A 16,033-nucleotide genomic window follows, 5' to 3' on the forward strand; every position below is an offset into this window, starting at 1 on the left:
TCGGCTTTCGGCCCTATGCGGACATTGTAAGTGTTAATTTATAGCGTGCGATTGTGATCGGTTAGATAAACGTCGCTTGATTCGGAGGTGGCAGGTTGCGCCTCAACTCCCGCCGCACTCAACTCGCCAACGTGATCTTAAAAGCCGCCGTACAAAATGGCTTTAAAGGACCGCAGATCTAAAGACCGTGGGAGGCGGTGAAACAAGCATTAAGGGCGATCGCTCGCGAGCTCAGCCCCGTGCGCAAGCGCGGCCAGTTTCGCCCAGACGACTTCAGGATCGAGGCCGCCGCTGCCGACATGGATGCTAAAGCCGCAATCGACCCCGCCGATGACGCGGTCCGCGCCGACTAGGTCGGCATATCGGATCAGGCGCTGGGCGATCAGCTCGGGATGCTCGATATAGGTCGATTGCGGTTCGATCAGGCCGGGGCAGAGGATCTTGCCCTCGGGCACCCCGACTTCCTCGAACAAAGTGAATTCATGCGCGTGGCGCGGGTTGGCGGCCTCGAACAGGATCGTCGCCGGTTTGGCGGTCCATACCAGATCGATGATGTCGGCCAGCGGTACGTCGCAGTGGTGCGGGCCGGGATAATTGCCCCAGCACAGATGCATGCGAAGCCGATCGGCGGGGATATTGGCCAGGGCGTGATTGAGCGCCGCGATATGCATGCCGATCCGCTTGCGGAATTCGGGCAGCTCGAGATCGGTATATTGGACGTGCCGGCCCATCGCCAGATCGGGGCAATCGACCTGCAGGGTGATCCCGGCGGCGGCGATCGTCTCATATTCGTGGCGCAGCCCCTCGGCGATCGCGAACAGATAAGCCTCGTGATCGGGATAATAGTCGTTCGGGAAGAACAGCGCGGTGACGCCCGGCGAGGCTGCGCTCATGAAGGTCTCGCGGCCCTGCGCCTTGGCGACCAGCCGCTCGGCGTCGATCCGCGGCGCGTCCATATCCTTGACCGCGATCGGGCCGTTGCAGGCCAGCGCGCGGCGGCGGGCGCGGCCGGTGTCGCCGAACACCTTGGCCTTGGTCCCAGGATAATCGTCGAGATCCTGGAATGCGTAGGAAGCGCCTTCGCCGCCGAACCCGGTCAGCCGGTCCTGGATATAGGTCGCATAGCTCGGCTTCGACATTTCGCCGTCGCCGATGATGTCGATCCCGGCCTCAACCTGACGCGCGACCATCTCGGCCACCGCCGCGTCGACCGCGCCATCGAGCGCGGCCTCGTCGACCGGCACGCCTTCGCCGCGCGCGAACATCATCTTGGCGAGGGCATCGGGTCGGGGCAGGCTGCCGGTGTGGGTGGTGCGAAATTTGGTGCCCATAGGTCCTCAGTTGATCCTGCTTGCCGGGAGGGCGCGGCCGCATTCCGCAAGGAAGCGGGCTAGCGCCCGATTATAAAGCTCCGGCTGGTCGAGATTGGCGAGATGGCCGGCGCCCGCAATATCGATCCGCTCGGCGCCGAGCGCGCGGGCGATCACACCGGCCACACGGTGGCGCCAGGCGGGCTCCTTCGCGCCGGTCAGAACCAGCGTCGGCGTGACGATGCGGGCAAGGTCGCCCTCACCGAATTCGAACGGATGCGCCGGGGCGGCGAGATCGCGCGCGGCATATTCGGCGACGATATGATCGACGATGGCATTGGCGGGCAGGCCATCGACCTGCATCAGGGGATGGTGGCGCCACAGATAGCGCAGGGTCGGCAGCTCGCCGGCCACCGCCAGCACCGCCATCTGGTTGATCGGCAGATCGCCATCGCCGCCGGGCACGCCCGACAGCGGCGCGCCCTGGACGATCAGTGCCGAGAGCCGCTCGGGATGCTCGGCGGCAAAGGCGAGCGCGATCCGCGCGCCCTGTGACATGCCGGCCAGCGCGAAGCGATCGAGCCCGAGCGTATCGGCGATCGCCAGCAGATCGGCGCTTTCCTCGGTAAGATCAGGCGGTGCGCTAGATTGGCCGAAGCCACGCCGGTCGATGGCGATGACGCGGTACTGCGCGGCCAGATCATGAACCTGTGGCAGCCACATTCGGCGATCGAGCGTCCAGCCATGGAGTAGCAGCAGCGGCGGCCCCGATCCGAGCGTCTCGACCCGGATCGCGCCGCCGCGCACGGCGATATCGGTGGCGGTGCCGCCCAGCCGGGGTTCGCTCAGCATCCTCCCGGCCAGCACTGGGTTCAGGCGGCTTCGTCGTGACGGAAATTATTGTTGGGCGTGTGATCGCCGGCCAGCCAGCGCTTGAGCTCGGCATGGGCCTTGGCGCGATTCTCGGCGTCCTGCTCGAGCGCCGAAGGCGCGTCACAGGTGAATTCGAGGATCATGCCGTTGGGATCGTTGACATAGACCGAGCGGCAATAGCCATGTTCGAGGATATAGGTCTGTGGTGCCTCGAAGCCGGCCTTTTCGATGCGCGCTTCCAGCTCGGCCTGGGTCTTTTTGTCGACGTGCAGGGCGATATGATGGAAGGGCGAGGCCGGCATTTCCGGGCCGAACTCGGCCTGATCGGCGGGATCGGCGAACTGGAAGAAGGCCAGCGCGCTGCCATCGGCGAGGCCGAAGAAGCAATGCGCATAGGTGCGTTCCTTGCCGAACAACATATCGCGCTCGCACCAGGTGGCGAGCAGCGGGAGGCCGATCACGTCCTCGTAGAATGCGCGCGTCTCTTCGAGATTCTTGGTGACATAGGCGGTGTGGTGCAGTCGCCCCGGCAGTCGTGCAGTCATCGATCCACTCCTCAATCGTCTCTTTGCGCATGCGCCGCGAAGCGCAGACCCTAGTCTCGCCGTGCCAAGCGTCTTTGCTCAGCGTGCCAATTTGACTTCGTCACCCGTGCCGTAGCGAATGGGCCAGCACCGGCCAGCGCCGCAGCGCCGCTTCGATCGCGCCAGCAGCCTGGCGGAGCAGCGGCAGGCGGGTGCGGATCAGTTCGACCTGCGAAATGCGGGTGGTCGAGGTCGAGCAATTGATCGCGGCGACGACGACGCGGTCCATGTCGAATACCGGCACCGCCACCGAGACGATGCCGTAATCGAGCTCGTCGAGCGCCGAATCATAACCTTGCTTGCGGATCGCCGCGAAGCGCGCATCGAGCGCGGCGGGATCGGTGACGGTGTTCTCGGTGCGCCGCTCGAACGGGGCGCGGGCGAGGAAGGTGGCGATCGTTTCCGCCGGTTCGAACGCCATCAGCACCTTGCCGAGCGAGGTGGCGTGAAGCGGGAAGCGGGTGCCGACATTGGCGCCGAGGCGAACCTGGCGGCTGGTCGAGACATGGGCGACATAGAGGATATGATCGTCGGAGCGGACCGCGAGCGAAGCGGAATCGCCGGTTTCGTCGCGCAGCGCCTGGAGATGGGGCAGGGCGACCTGCTCGATGTTCATCGACGACAGATAGGCCGATCCGAATACCAGCACCTCGGGGCGGAGCAGGAAGCGGCGGCCATGCTGGGCGATATAGCCGAGCTGGACCAGCGTGTTGAGGCAGCGTCGGGCGACGGCGGGGTTGAGTCCGGTGCGCACCGCGACTTCGCTCAGTGCCATTTCGGGATGGGCCTGGTCGAACGCGCGCAGCACGGAGAGGCCGCGCTCGAGCGTCGATAGATATTCAGGGTCCTTGCTCTCGCGCTCCACCATCCCGGTGGGGCTATCGATCAGCAAGGCCGCGTGCAACTGCACCCTTATTCGGTCGCGTCGAGCACGGCGTCGCGGCCCAGTATCTCGCGGTTATGCTGGCCGATCACCGGCGGCGCGATAACGGCGCTGTCGCGAACGCCATCGAAGCTTAGCGGCGAGCGAATGGTGCGGAAGCGGCCATGTGGTCCCTCCGCCTCGACCAGGAGCCCGAGATGCCGGGCCTGATCGCTGTCGAGCACTTCCTGCGACGACAGGACAGGCGAATTGGGCACTTCGAGCGCGGTGAGCTGCTCGGCCCAGGCTTGGCGCGGGCGGGTGGCGAAGATCGGAGCGAGGGTGGCGACGACCGTATCGTAATTGGCGATGCGCGCTTCGCGGGTGGCGAATTCAGGGCGCGCAAGCATGTCAGGCAGGCCGACCGCGGTGGCGAGATTCTCCCAGAATTTAGCCGGCGACGACATGTGCAGCGCGATCCAGCCGCCATCGCTGCAGGCGAAGACATAGGATTGCGAGACGTGCGGGCGGCTGAACGGTCCCATCACCTGATCGGCGGAGAGGAGATGAGTGAAATCGTCGAGATTGAAGTGCGCCATCGATTCGAGCATCGAGGTTTCGACCAGCCGGCCCTGGCCGGTGCGCTCGCGCTCGTACAAGGCGCCGAGCACGCCATAGGCGGCGTAGAAGCCGGTCATGGCATCGGCGATCGCCGGGCCGACGACGCGAGGATGCTTCGGGTTGACCAGCAGGCGCAGGAAGCCGCTGGCGGCCTGAGCGACGGTATCGAAGGCCGGTCGGTTGCGCGCCGGGCCGCTGGCGCCGAAGCCGGAGATCGACGCATAGATCAACCGCGGATTGATCGCTCGCAGCCGCGCCGCATCGACACCGAGGCGCTCGGCGGCGCCGGGACGGAAATTCTGGATGAAGACGTCCGCCTCGGCGACCAGCGCGTCGAGCGCGGCGAGATCCTCGGGCTGCTTGGTGTTGAGCGTGATCGAGCGCTTGTTGCGATTATAGGTCTGGAAATGCGGGCTGTAGAAGCCGCCCTTGAAGGCACGGAATGGGTCGCCGGTGCCGGGCTGCTCGATCTTGATGACGTCGGCGCCGAGATCGGCAAGCAGCATGCCTGCTGCGGGACCGGTGATGAAGGTGCCCATTTCGAGCACGGTCACGCCTTTGAGCGGTTGCGGCATCCTGTCCCCCTGTGGCGCATCGCAGCCGACGCGCATGTGTTGACAGATCGATAGTTTCTTCGCATATCGAATTCAACTTCGAATTTCGAAGATTTCTCGGGGAGGTGGTTTTTGAGGATTGGCAAGCAGGATGCGCCTTTCACGGCCGTCTCCACCTCGGATGCCACCAGCATCACCGTGCGCGGCCGAGACCTCGTCAGCGATCTGATCGGCGGCATCGATTTCACCAGCTATTTCTGGCTGCTCGTCACCGGAGTCGCGCCCAATGCCGCGCAGAAGCGGATCGCCGACGCGGTATTGGTGGCGATCGCCGAACATGGCTTGGTGCCGAGCGTCGTCGCGGCGCGGATGACCTATGCTGCCGCACCCGAGGCGTTTCAGGGTGCGGTCGCCGCGGGGCTGCTCGGCTGCGGATCGGTCGTGCTCGGCAGCGCCGAGGTGTGCGGTCGCTTCCTCGCGGCGTGCATCGCCGATAGTGACGGTGCGCCTGCCGAAGCGGCGCTGCGCGGCGTGCGCGCGCTGCGGGCCGAGAAGAAGGCGATCCCGGGCATGGGCCATCCGCAGCATAGCGACGGCGATCCGCGCGCCAACCGCCTGCTGGCGCTGGCGGCGGAAGCGGGCGTCTCGGGCAAGCATGTCGAAATGCTGCTGGCGGTGCGCGACGCGCTGCCCGAAGCGATCGGACGGCCGCTGCCGATCAACGTCAATGGCGCGATTCCGGCGGTGATGCTCGATGCCGGCTTCCCGCTGGCGGCGCTGAAGGGTGTGCCGTTGCTGGCGCGGACCGCGGCGCTGATCGGCCATTTGCAGGAGGAATCGGAGCGGCCGATCGGCTTCATCCTCTCGGGCGCGGCAGCCAAGGCAATTGAATATGACGGCGCGCCAGCTAACGCTTGATCGCGCCGCGATCGGCGCGGCCACGCCCGATGTGCCGCATTGGGTGCTGACCCTGCAGTGCCGCGATCAGGTCGGCATCGTCGCCGCGATCACCCGCGTCATCGCCCGAATCGACGGCTTCATCCTCGACAGCCAGCAATATGCCGATCTCGACAGCGGTCAGTTCTTCATGCGGCTGGTGTTCGCGCCGGCTGGGCTGCGCTTCCCTGATGCCGACGATCTCCATTTCACCATCGAGCGGGCCGCCGAGCTGTTCGCGATGCGCTGGCAGCTGAGCCGCAGCGATGCCCGCCCGCGGGTGCTGATCGCGGTGTCGAACGCTTCGCATTGCCTCAACGATCTGTTGCACCGGGCACGGGCAGGGCATCTGCCAATCGAAGTCGCCGGCGTGGTTTCGAACCATGCGAAGCTCGCCGAGATCGCCGACTGGTATCAGGTGCCGTACCACCATCTTCCGGTCGAGGAGAGCAATCGCGACGCCCAGGAAGCGGCGCTACTGGCGCTGTTCGAAGATAGCCGCGCCGATCTGCTGGTACTCGCCCGCTATATGCAGATATTGTCGCCGCACCTCGCCGAAGCGCTGGCCGGGCGCTGCATTAATATCCATCACAGCTTCCTGCCCGGCTTCAAGGGCCAGCGACCCTATCACGCGGCGCACGCTCGCGGAGTCAAGCTGATCGGCGCCACTGCCCATTTCGTGACTCGCGACCTCGATGAGGGGCCGATCATCGAGCAGGCGGTCGAACGTGTCGATCATCGCGCCACGCCCGGCGATCTGGTGCGGATCGGCCGCGATATCGAAGCACAGGTGCTGGCCCGAGCGCTCGGCTGGGTCGCCGAACAGCGGGTATTCCTGAATGGTTTGAGGACCATCGTGTTTCGATAGAGAATACGATCAAAACGGACGCACAGGGGAAACCGGGGCGCAGGGAGAGGGCAAGAAATGGTCGATTTCACTACGGCAACCATGCACCCCGATGAGGGTCGCGAGGCTTGGCTCGACCAGCTCGCTGCCCTGTGCGGGCGCCGCGCGGCGATGCAGTTCGCGCCGGAGCCGTTCAGTGGATCGATCCAGCACCGCGAAGTCGGCGGCATCTCGATCTGCCGCTTCTCGCACAATGTCCGCCAGATCGAGCAGAACAAGCAGCCGCAGAATGACGATCGGTCGCGCTATCTGATGATGATCATGCAGTTGAAGGGGCGCAGCATGATCACCCAATCGGCGAATGACATCGCGCTGGCGGCCGGCGAGATCGCAATCATCGACAGCTTCCGCCCGTTCGTCACCCGGTTCGATGGGTCGATCACCCAGATGATCGCCTATCTGCCCGCCGCCGAGCTGGCGATTGGGCCGGCGTCGAGCGGGCTGGCGCGGCCGTATCGGATGTCGGGGCGCGAAGGGATCGGGGCGCTGGCGCGCTCGACTCTGCTGGCCATCGCCAAATCGGCCGATCAGCTCGCCGACGACGATGCCGATCATGCCCGTCAGATGCTGACCGGGGTGGTGCGGCGGTTGATCGACCGCAACCGGCGCAGCGTCGTCTCGATCGAGCAGGCGCTGCCCGATCGTCGCATTCGCGCCTTTATCGAAGCGCGTCTCGCCGATCCCGAATTGTGCCCGATCCAGATCGCCAGCGGCTGCGGCGTCTCGCTGCGCCGCCTGCACCGTTCCTTCTCGGACACCGAATGGTCGGTTTGCAGCTGGATCCGCCACCGCCGGCTCGAGCAATGCCGCAAGGATCTGCTCGATCCCAGCCAGGATCGGCTGACGATCACCCAGATCGCCTTCCGCTGGGGCTTCAACGACGCCGCGCATTTCAGCCGCAGCTTCCGCGACGCCTATGGCACCGCGCCACGCGACTTGCGCCAGCACGCCGCTTAAGTGTCCCGCTGCAACAAATGTTGCTGGCACGCGCGGGCAAGCGGCCTATCCGAGCCCTCGCTACATCCACACCCTGTCATGCTCGGCCGATCTTAGCGCCGGAGAAAATGATGTGGGAGGGTAAGATGCTCGACAAGGTTCGCCATAAGGCTTTGGGACTGCCGCTGCACTGCGCGGCATCGATGCTCGCATTGGGCGTCGGCATGCTGGCGACGCCGGCGCTGGCACAGGACGCGCCGGCTGAGGCCGCAGCGCCCGCCGACGATCAGAAATATGACGACGACATCGTCGTCACCGCGCAGTTCAAGCAGCAGCGCGTCCAGGACACGCCGCTGGCGATCACCGCAATTTCGGGCGACATGATGGAGAGCCGCGGTGTCCGCGACGTCGCCGAAGTCGCCAAGTCGGTTCCCAACGTGTTCGTCGAGCGCCAGGTCGCCGGCACCGGCGCCGGCGCTAGCGCCTATATCCGCGGCATCGGCCAGTCCGATCCGCACTTCGCCGTCGAGCCGGGCGTCGGCATCTATGTCGACGACGTCTATTATGGCGTGATCTCGGGCAGCCTGTTCGAGACGATGGATCTTGACCGCACCGAAATCCTGCGCGGACCGCAGGGTACGCTGGCCGGCAAGAATTCGATCGGCGGCGCCATCAAGCTCTATTCGACCAAGCCTACCGACGAGACCAATGGCTATGCCGAAGTCGGTTATGGCCGCTTCAACCGCATCAACGCGCGGGTCGCATCGAATTTCAAGATCCTCGACAATCTGTTCGTCCGCCTTTCGGCTTCGAACCGGCGCGCGACTGGCTATCTGACCCGCCTCGATTATGGCTGCGCCACGGGCATCACCACCACCGCGCCGAACCAGCGCACCGACCAGACCTGCAAGATCGGTACCGAGGGCGGACAGCAGGTGTTCACCGCCCGCGCCGCGGTCCGCTGGCTGATCGCGCCGGGGATCGAGAACAACTTCATCATCGACACGATCCAGGACGATTCGGAAAATCCGGCCGGCAAGCTCACCGTCCAGAGCCCGATCTGGGCCGGCACCAACAATTACATGACGCCCAAGGGCAGCTATACCAATTACGCCACCTATACCGGCGATCCGGGCGAGCCGACCCAGTTCAGCTACGATCCGCATACGACGATGCATGGCTGGGGCCTGTCGAACAATCTCGATGTCGATCTCGGCGGCGGCCTCAGCCTCAAGTCGATCACCGGCTATCGCGTCTCGAACACCTATTTCCCGGTCGATCTCGACGTGTCGCCGGCCAGCGTGCTCGATCAGATCTGGCGCCTGAACCACAAGCAGTTCACCCAGGAACTACGCCTTTCGGGCAGCTTCGCCGACAATTTCGTGGAGTGGACCGTCGGCGGCTTCTATTATGACGCCAAGGGCGTGTCGAAGACGCGCCTTAACCTGCGCGGCGGCCTTGCCCTCGGCGGCGGCGGCGTTAACCTCAAGGCGCTGACCGACGATCCGATCAACACCTCGTCCAAGTCGGCGTTCGCCCAGGTCATCGTCCATCCGATCCCGGAAATCTCGCTGACCGGTGCGGTGCGCTATACCAAGGACAAGAAGACCTATCTGTTCCATCGCTATGCCACCAACGGAACGCTGCACCCGACCCTGGGCATCCTCAACAACGTCCAGGGCACTTTCGAGGGCGACCGCGTCGATTACCGCTTCTCGGCGGATTACAAGATCGGCAACAACGCGTTGATCTACGCGCAATATGCCACCGGCTTCAAAGGCGGCGGCATCAACCCGCGGCCTTATTTCGCCAGCCAGGTCGTGCCGTTCGATCCCGAGACGCTCGACAGCATCGAAGCCGGTTTCAAGACCGATCTGTTCGACCGCGTCCTGCGCCTGAACGGTGCCGTGTTCCACAACGAGTTCAAGAACGTCCAGGGCAAGATCAATTCCTGCCCGGCGATCACTCCGGGTGGCGCGGCCGGTCCGTGCGCGGCGGCGACCAATATCGGCGACGCGCGGATCAACGGCGCCGAGCTCGAAGCGCAGATCAACACCGGCGGGCTGCTGATCAACGCTTCGGTCGGCTATCTCGACTTCAAGTACAAGAAGGTGCTGCCGTTCACCGGCGTGACGCTGGGCATGACCAATGTCTACACCCCGGAATGGACGGCATCGGGCGGCATCCAGTATAGCTTCGACGCCGGTGACGCGGGCGAGATCACCCCGCGCTTCGACATCAGCTATCTGAGCGAGACCTATTCGGACGCTGTCAACACGCCGCTGACCCGGATCGAGCCGCGCGCGCTCGCCAATGCCCAGATCATGTGGGACACCAAGAAGGATTGGACCGTCACCCTCGGCGTCACCAACGTCTTCGGCGTGTTCAAGTACATCAACTATTACCAGACGGGCACGCCGGTCTATAACGCCCAGATCGGCCAGCCGACGCGTCCGCGCGAATGGCTGCTGACGGTCAAGCGCAAGTTCTGATGCTCCTGGCCGGCGGCGGGTTCCTCGCTTGCCGCCGGCCGCCTCCGCGCGTTTCGTCACGTCCAGTTAGTGAGTCGCTCGTGTCCGATTCTTCCAGGCTCCTGTTGTGGACTGCGCCGGGCGAGCAGGCGTTGGCGCGCTCACTGGAAGCGCTCGGCATCCCGCTCGATATCGTCCATGACGCCGATGCCGCCACGGCGCGGTTAGGCGAGGCGGATGGGCTGGTGCTTTCCGCGGCGCATCTTTCCAGCCGGTTGGTCGATCACATCGCTACCGATGCCAAGCGGCTGCGCTGGTTGCATCTTACCAATGCCGGTTATGACAATGTCCTTGGGTCGCAACTTCGGAATGGGCTTCGCATAACCTACACCCCCGGCGCCGGCGCCGACACGGTCGCCGAGCACGGCGTCGCGCTGATGCTGGCGCTGGCGCGGCGCATCCCGCAATCGCTCGACAATCAGCGCGTCGCGAACTGGGATTATGGCGTTGGCGCGAGCACCGCCTCGCTGCAGGGGCGCACCGCGCTGCTGCTCGGCTTCGGCCATATCGGGCAGGCACTGGCCAAGCTGCTGCATGCGTTTGGGATGCGGATCGTCGCCGCGAATCGCAGCGGTATCGCGCATCCGCTCGCCGATCTGACGGTGCGGTTCGAGGAGGTGGAGACGTTGCTGCCGGCCAGCGATTTCGTGGTGGTGGCGGCGCCGCTGACGTCGCAGACCGCCAATTTCCTCGATGCCGGGAGGCTGTCGCTGTTCCCGCGTCGGGCCTTTCTGGTCAATCTGTCGCGCGGCGCGATCGTCGATTGCGTGGCGCTGGCCGGACGGCTGGCCGAGGGCGCAATCGCCGGTGCGGCGCTCGACGTCACCGATCCCGAGCCGCTGCCGGCCGGGCACCCGCTCTGGGCGGCGCCGAACCTGCTGATTACGCCGCACACCGCCGCGACCGGCGCGGCGCCCAGCGATTGCGCGCGGCTGATCGCGATTACCACCGAAAATGCGCGACGTTTCGCGCGCGGTGAGCCATTGCTGCACGTCATCGACTGCAGCCTGCGCCAGGCTGCCTGAGGAATTACGGACATGCGCATCACCCGCGCCACCAGCCTCCACGCAGACGGCGGCTGGCGCGCGTTCAGTTTCCTCAAGCTAGAGACCGATGCCGGGCTGACCGGCTGGGCTGAATATACGCAAGGCTTATGGTCGCCGGCGCTGCCGGCGGTGATCGAGGCGCTGGCGGCGCGGGTCATCGGCCGCGATCCGCGCAGCTTTGCGGCGATTGCCGGCGATCTGCATGCCCAGGTGCGGTTCGCGCCGGGCGGATTGAACGCGCAGGCGATCGCGGCGATAGAGAATGCCTGTGTCGATATCGCCGCCAAGGCCGCGGGCGTGCCGGTGGCGCGGTTGTTCGGCGGGCCGTATCGCGAGACACTGCCGCTCTATTGGTCGCATTGCGGCAGTTTCCGTGCCCGCGACGGCGAGTATTTCGAGCGCGTGCTCGGCACACCGCGGCTTGAGACGCTCGACGATATGAAGCGGCTCGGCGAGGAAGCGGTGGCGCGCGGCTTCCGTGCCGCCAAGACCAATCCGATCGCGTTCGGCCCGCAGGGTGCAGTGTTGCTCAACCCCGGCTTCGCGCCCGGTACCGATCCGGCGCGGACCGTCGACGCGGCGACGCTGTCGGCGGTGGCGGCGCAGCTTGAGGCGTTTCGCGGCGGCACCGGTCCCGACTTCGCGATCCTGCTCGATGCTAATTTCGGCTGCACGCCCGAGGGGTTCGTGCGCATGGCCGAGCAGGTCGCGCCGTTCGATCTGCGCTGGTTTGAGGCCGATGTGCACGGGCCCGCGGCGCTTGCCGATCTGCGCGGGCGGATCGCGATGCCGCTCGCCTCGCTCGAGACGATCTATGGGCGCGCCGGCTACCAGCCCCATCTGGCGGCACGGGCGGTGGATGTCGCGATCGTCGACGTGCCGTGGAACGGGATCGCCGAGGCGCTGCGCATCGCCGCGTTGGCTGAGACGCACCAGGTCAATGTCGCGCCGCATAATTTCTACGGGCCGCTCGCCGACCTGATGACCGCCCATTTCTGCGCCGCAGCGCCCAATTGCGAGATCATGGAAATCGAAGCCGACGACGTGCCCTGGAAAGCCGATCTGCTCACTGCCGCGCCGGTGATCGCCGATGGCCGCTTCCATCTGCCCGAAGCGCCCGGCTGGGGCGCCGACGTCAATGAGGATGCGGTCGCCGAACATCCCTGGACGCGCGTTTGATGTCGCTTGAACCGCTGTTTCAGCCGATCACCTTCGGCAATCTCACGCTCCCCAACCGCTGGGTGATGGCGCCGATGTCGCGCTATGCTTGCCCTGATCGCGTGCCGACGCCCGAGCTTTCCGCCTATCATCGCCGCCGTGCCGAGGGCGGGGTCGGGCTGATGATGACCGGCGGCTGCGCTATCGACCGGATCGAGGCCAATAATTCGCCGGTGCTCGCCGATTTTCGCGCCGTGTCGCAGCCGGCGTGGGAAGATCTGGTCACCGAGACGCATTTGGCCGGTGGGCATATCTCGCTGCAGATGTTTCATGCCGGCGGCCGCTTCAACCGCGAGCCGTGGTGGCGGCCGGCGCCGTTGGTGAGCCCGTCGGGGCTGGGCGGGCCTGATTTCGTCGTCGGCGAGCCGCTGAGCGACGAGGCGATTGCTGACATCATCGCCGGGTTCGGTGAAGCGGCGGCGGACGCCAAGCGGATCGGCTTCGACGCGGTCGAGATTCATGGTGCGCATGGTTTCCTGATCGACCAGTTCTTCTGGGACCAGACCAACAAGCGCGGCGACCGCTGGGGCGGGGTGCATCTCGGGGATCGGCTCGAATTCGCGCTGGAGATCTACCGCGCCGCGCGCGCCGCGGTCGGGCCGGACATGCCGGTATCGTTGCGGATTTCGCAGTGGAAGGAACAGGATTATCTCGCCCGGCTCGCCGAAACCCCCGACGCGCTGGCGGCATGGGTCGGGCCGTTTGTCGATGCCGGGGTCGATTATATCAGTTGCTCGCAGCGCCGCTTCTGGCAGCCGGAATTCGAAGGTTCGGACATGAATTTGGCTGGCTGGGTCAAGAAGGTAACCGGCGCGCGGACGATGGCGGTCGGATCGATCGGGCTGGACCGCGACGTCACCGCCTCCTTTGCCGGCGACAGCGCCGTGCCGGCGCCGCTGACCGGGCTGGTCGAGATGTTCGAGCGCGGCGATTTCGATCTGGTCGGGCTCGGCCGTGTTCTGCTCGCCGATCCGCACTGGATCGAAAAGGTGCGCGAGGGCCGCTTCTCCGAGTTGATCCCGTTCGACGCCAACGCCGCCAATGTGGTCTGGTAGGGTATGCTGACCGGACCCGATCATCTCGAGGAACTGGCGGGCAAGCGCCTGCCGCGCTTCCTGTTCGATTATATTCGCGGCGGATCCTATGGCGAGGAGACATTGCGCGCCAATCGCGGCGCGCTGGGCGAACTCAAGCTCAAGCAGCGGGTGATGCGCGATGTGTCGCACATCGACACGTCGATGTCGCTGTTCGGCCAGGCGGCGTCGCTGCCGTTCGGACTGGGACCGGTCGGGCTGGCGGGCATGTGCGCCCGGCGCGGCGAGGTCCAGGCAGCGCGTGCGGCGGAGGCGGCAGGGGTGCCGTTCTGCCTGTCGACCGTGTCGGTCTGCGATGTCGGCGAAGTCGCGGCGGGCACGACCAAGCCGTTCTGGTTTCAGCTCTATATGATCCGCGACCGCGCCTTTCTCGCCGATCTCCTCCACCGCGCCGCCGAGCATTGCAGCGTGCTGGTGTTCACCGTCGATATGCCGGTGGCGGCGCTGCGTTACCGCGATTTCCGCTCGGGCATGTCGGGCGCGCCGGGGCTCAAGGGCCAGTTGCGGCGGGCGATGCATGCGATGGCGCGGCCGGCGTGGAGCCTCGATGTCGGCCTGCGCGGCGCGCCGCTGTCGCTCGGCAACCTCAAGCCGGTGCTCGGTAGCAAGGCGGCGATGCAGGATTTCGCCGGCTGGATCATGCGCAACTTCGATCCGTCGGTGACCTGGGACGATCTCGCCTTTGTCCGCGAGCATTGGCAGGGGCCGCTGATCATCAAGGGCGTGCTCGATCCCGACGATGCCGAAGCCGCGGTCGGTGCCGGCGCGGACGGGATCGTGGTCTCGAACCATGGCGGCCGCCAGCTCGACGGTGCGCTCGGCTCGGCCGAAGCCTTGCCGGCAATCGCCGCGCGGATCGACGGGCGGGCTACTGTGCTCGCCGATGGCGGGGTCCGCTCGGGGATCGACCTCATGAAGATGCTCGCCTTAGGCGCCGATGGCGTGCTGCTCGGCCGCGCCTGGGCCTATGCGTTGGCGGTCGGCGGGCAGGCAGGGGTCGCGGCGCTGTTGCAGGGCTTCGATCGCGATTTGCGCGCGGCGATGGCGATGACCGGCTGCAACCGCCTCGCCGATATCGGACCGCACCTCCTTGCCCATTCCTCCATCGAAAGCGCTGACGGATGACCGAAGCCCCCTATCCCCGGCCCGCCAGTGGCTGGACCGTCGTCATCCTGCTGCTGGTCGCCTATATCGTGGCGGTGATGGACCGGCAGATATTGAGCCTGCTCGTCCAGCCGATCCGCCATGATCTTGGGATCACCGATACCCAGGTGAGCCTGCTCCACGGCTTCGCGTTCGTCATCACCTTCACCGTGCTCGGGGTGTTCTTCGGGCGCGTCGCCGACCGCGGCAATCGCCGCAACCTGATCGTGATCGGCATGATCGTGTGGTGCTTCGCCACCGTCGCCTGCGGGTTGGCGCGCAACTTCACCGAGCTGTTCGCGGCGCGGATGGCGGTGGGGGTGGGCGAGGCGGCGCTGTCGCCGGCGGCCTATTCGCTGATCGCCGACTATTTCGCGCCGGAAAAGCGCGGCCGGGCGATGGGCGTCTACACCATGGCGACGTTCATGGGATCGGGCGTGGCGATGATCGCCGGGGCGCTGGCGATCCTGTCTACCATGGGTGCCAGCGAAGTCGCGGTGCCGCTGCTGGGGATGATGCCGAGCTGGAAGGCGGCGTTCATCGTCGTCGGGCTGCCCGGCTTGCTCGTCGCCGCGGCGCTGGCCTTCATCCGGGAACCGGTGCGCCGCGAGCGTGCCAAGGAACTTGCCGGATCGTCGACCTTGTCCTTTGCCCGCGACAATTTCCGCATCCTCAGCGTCATGATCCTCGGCCTGGCTTGCAATGCGCTGGCGAGTTTCTCGCTGATCACCTGGACGCCGACGGTGTTCATCCGGCTGTTCGAATGGCCCGCCAGTTCGATCGGCGTGGCCTATGGCCTGATCCTCGCAGGCCCGGGTGCGCTCGGGATCCTCTTCGCCGGCTGGCTCGCCGACCGCATGGCCAAGGTGGGCGGGCCCGGGCCGCTGAAGCTAGCCAGCTATGCGCTGGCCGGAGTCATCCCGCTATCGTTATGGGTTGGTTTGGCGATCAGCCCGGGCATATCTATTGCGGCGCTGATCGGATGCAGCTTCCTGCTGGCGATGCCGACCGGGCTGGCGCCGCTCGCCATCTATCAGATCACCCCCAACGAGCATCGCGGCCAGCTGATCGCGGCCTATCTGCTCGCCGCCACCTTGGCTGGGCTGGGCCTCGGGCCGACGATCGTGGCGGGGACCAAGGACCTGTTGTTCGGCGACGATCTCAAGATCGGTCTTGCGCTCGCTCTGGTCACGACCTTGGCGGCGATTGCCGGCTTCGCCTTGCTGTCGCTGGCATCGCGCATGACGGCACCTGCGGCCAGCAAATGACGCCGGTCGCGCGTATCGAGGGCCGAGCTTGCCCGTTCGGAGATGGCGGGTTTGCGACCCGATATCGGTCGTTACGTGCTTGGGTTGATCCAGCAACTGTCGGCCTCGAATCTCTACCCTCCCACGGTATCGCGCAGGACCGGCCGTCGC

14 protein-coding genes are annotated in these 16,033 nt (G+C 65.9%); 9 read left to right on the forward strand and 5 right to left on the reverse strand.

Going from position 1 to position 16,033, the window contains the following annotated elements:
• Positions 1-209: 209 nt before the first annotated feature.
• The 5 genes from KF730_RS17465 to KF730_RS17485 form a co-directional block, all read right to left on the reverse strand.
• Positions 210-1,331, reverse strand: a complete 1,122-nt coding sequence (locus KF730_RS17465) for a cobalamin-independent methionine synthase II family protein (RefSeq protein WP_294099738.1) — start codon at positions 1,329-1,331, stop codon at positions 210-212.
• A 6-nt stretch (positions 1,332-1,337) separates the two neighbouring features.
• Positions 1,338-2,162 (reverse strand): alpha/beta fold hydrolase, encoded by an 825-nt coding sequence (locus KF730_RS17470; RefSeq protein ID WP_294099741.1) that lies wholly within the window; start codon positions 2,160-2,162, stop codon positions 1,338-1,340.
• A gap of 20 nt (positions 2,163-2,182) precedes the next feature.
• Entirely contained in the window at positions 2,183-2,728 is a 546-nt protein-coding gene (locus tag KF730_RS17475; protein ID WP_294099744.1) for a VOC family protein, read from the reverse strand.
• A gap of 100 nt (positions 2,729-2,828) precedes the next feature.
• Positions 2,829-3,659, reverse strand: a complete 831-nt coding sequence (locus KF730_RS17480) for an IclR family transcriptional regulator C-terminal domain-containing protein (protein ID WP_294099746.1) — start codon at positions 3,657-3,659, stop codon at positions 2,829-2,831.
• Positions 3,660-3,679: 20 nt separating this feature from the next.
• A complete protein-coding gene (locus KF730_RS17485; protein WP_294099752.1) occupies positions 3,680-4,825 on the reverse strand; it encodes a CoA transferase in 1,146 nt (381 codons plus the stop codon).
• 111 nt (positions 4,826-4,936) lie between these two features.
• On the opposite strand from KF730_RS17485, the gene KF730_RS17490 reads away from it, so the two are divergent.
• From KF730_RS17490 to KF730_RS17530, 9 genes are all read left to right on the forward strand, one after another.
• Positions 4,937-5,722 carry a citryl-CoA lyase gene (locus KF730_RS17490; protein ID WP_294099755.1) on the forward strand — a complete coding sequence of 262 codons (786 nt, stop codon included), beginning with the start codon at positions 4,937-4,939 and terminating at the stop codon, positions 5,720-5,722.
• A complete protein-coding gene (gene purU / locus KF730_RS17495; RefSeq protein ID WP_294099757.1) occupies positions 5,697-6,608 on the forward strand; it encodes a formyltetrahydrofolate deformylase in 912 nt (303 codons plus the stop codon). Before KF730_RS17490 ends, purU begins: the two co-directional genes overlap by 26 nt.
• A gap of 57 nt (positions 6,609-6,665) precedes the next feature.
• A complete protein-coding gene (locus KF730_RS17500; RefSeq protein ID WP_294099760.1) occupies positions 6,666-7,604 on the forward strand; it encodes a helix-turn-helix domain-containing protein in 939 nt (312 codons plus the stop codon).
• Positions 7,605-7,729: 125 nt separating this feature from the next.
• Entirely contained in the window at positions 7,730-10,075 is a 2,346-nt protein-coding gene (locus KF730_RS17505; RefSeq protein WP_294099763.1) for a TonB-dependent receptor, read from the forward strand.
• A gap of 80 nt (positions 10,076-10,155) precedes the next feature.
• The gene (locus KF730_RS17510; RefSeq protein ID WP_294099765.1) at positions 10,156-11,139 is read left to right on the forward strand and encodes a D-2-hydroxyacid dehydrogenase; all 984 of its coding nucleotides are present in this window, start codon (positions 10,156-10,158) and stop codon (positions 11,137-11,139) included.
• Between the two features lie 12 nt (positions 11,140-11,151).
• Positions 11,152-12,339: a mandelate racemase/muconate lactonizing enzyme family protein gene (locus KF730_RS17515; RefSeq protein ID WP_294099768.1), complete on the forward strand. Its 1,188-nt coding sequence runs from the start codon at positions 11,152-11,154 to the stop codon at positions 12,337-12,339.
• Positions 12,339-13,433, forward strand: a complete 1,095-nt coding sequence (locus tag KF730_RS17520) for a 12-oxophytodienoate reductase (RefSeq protein ID WP_294099771.1) — start codon at positions 12,339-12,341, stop codon at positions 13,431-13,433. The genes KF730_RS17515 and KF730_RS17520 overlap by 1 nt, the downstream gene beginning before the upstream one ends.
• Before the next feature lie 3 nt (positions 13,434-13,436).
• The gene (locus KF730_RS17525) at positions 13,437-14,597 is read left to right on the forward strand and encodes an L-lactate dehydrogenase (protein ID WP_294099773.1); all 1,161 of its coding nucleotides are present in this window, start codon (positions 13,437-13,439) and stop codon (positions 14,595-14,597) included.
• On the forward strand, positions 14,594-15,883 hold the full coding sequence (locus KF730_RS17530) for an MFS transporter (protein WP_294099775.1): 1,290 nt from the start codon (positions 14,594-14,596) through the stop codon (positions 15,881-15,883). Before KF730_RS17525 ends, KF730_RS17530 begins: the two co-directional genes overlap by 4 nt.
• Positions 15,884-16,033: the final 150 nt, after the last annotated feature.

The sequence above is a fragment of the Sphingomonas sp. genome (genome assembly GCF_019635515.1).
Classification (GTDB): domain Bacteria; phylum Pseudomonadota; class Alphaproteobacteria; order Sphingomonadales; family Sphingomonadaceae; genus Sphingomonas.